General features: G+C 39.6%; 1 protein-coding gene. It reads left to right on the top strand.

Going from position 1 to position 1,199, the window contains the following annotated elements; translation table 11 throughout:
- The first annotated feature begins 277 nt into the window (after window positions 1–277).
- On the top strand, window positions 278–988 hold the full coding sequence (locus V7K89_RS03995) for a Uma2 family endonuclease (protein WP_335184563.1): 711 nt from the start codon (window positions 278–280) through the stop codon (window positions 986–988).
- The last annotated feature ends 211 nt before the right edge of the window (window positions 989–1,199 follow it).

Here is a 1,199-nt window from a genome sequence, read left to right as displayed (position 1 = left end):
TAATGCTTCTAAACTAAACATAGGGCAGGTGCTGGATTTAACGCTATTTTCAGCTTACTACCTGCTCCTTTCCTTATCCCGAACTCAGGTTAAGTAAAAATTATTTTGTGCTAGCAGTAACTCTGTGTAAGCGAGACTTATAATCGTAGAAACTTGAAATGAAAAATTGAGGCATTCGCCCTTGGCGTTGGCAATAGCCTCTCATAGAGAAGCCATCGCTTTTGAAGGTGAATGAATTGGGTTAAGTTAGATTTATCTTGTCAAAAGAGAAATTATTATGTCTTCTGCTCAAGATTTAGGAATAATTTTAGAAGACACACCAGAAGATATTATATTTCCTCCTGGTGATTTATACAGTGATGAACCACCTTGGGAAACAGAACTTCACTTGCGGCAAATACTGCTGTTGATTCAGTGTTTGGAATGGTTGTGGCAAGAGCGTCAAGATTTTTACGCTTGCGGTAACATGACTATTTATTACAGTCCGCGTCAACGCAAATCTGAGCAATTTCGAGGCCCCGACTTCTTTGTAGTTTTAAATACCCAACGCAAAATACGCAAAAGCTGGGTAGTTTGGGAAGAAGATGGCAAATACCCAAATATGATTGTAGAGATTCTTTCTGACAAAACATCTGCTACTGATAGAGGGTTAAAAAAGGAAATCTATCAAGATATTTGGCGGACTCCTGATTATTTTTGGTTTGACCCGGTAAGTTTAGAATTTAAAGGATTTCATTTATTAGATGGTCGTTATCAAGAACTGCAAGCAAATGAAGCAGGTTGGTTATGGAGTCAGCAATTGCAGTTATATTTGGGAGTTTATCAATCGAAGTTGCGCTTTTTCACTCCCGATGGACAACTGACACCCACGCCAGAAGAAGTAGCACACCAAGAACAGCAACAGCGTCAACAAGCCGAACAGCAACTTGCCCAAATAGAGTCCATGCTTGCTCGTTATCAAGAAAGATTTGGTGAATTACCAGAGTAATACCAATTCAAAATTCAAAATTCAAAATTCAAAAAGCTATAGGACTTACGCGACGCCGATATTGTCATTGCGACCGAAACGGAGTGTAGGGAAGCAATCAAGGGCATCAGGGGGGATTATATCAAGTCCGGTTAATTAGTTACGATTAAACCCCAAGTTTAATCCACCAATGAAAGCCAGTTAGCCCTGGAATTAAATCTTGCTGCTGAAG

This window comes from Nostoc sp., assembly GCF_036917515.1.
Taxonomy (GTDB): domain Bacteria; phylum Cyanobacteriota; class Cyanobacteriia; order Cyanobacteriales; family Nostocaceae; genus Nostoc.
Note: the sequence above shows the minus strand (reverse complement) of the source record. Positions and strands in the feature narration are given on the sequence as shown.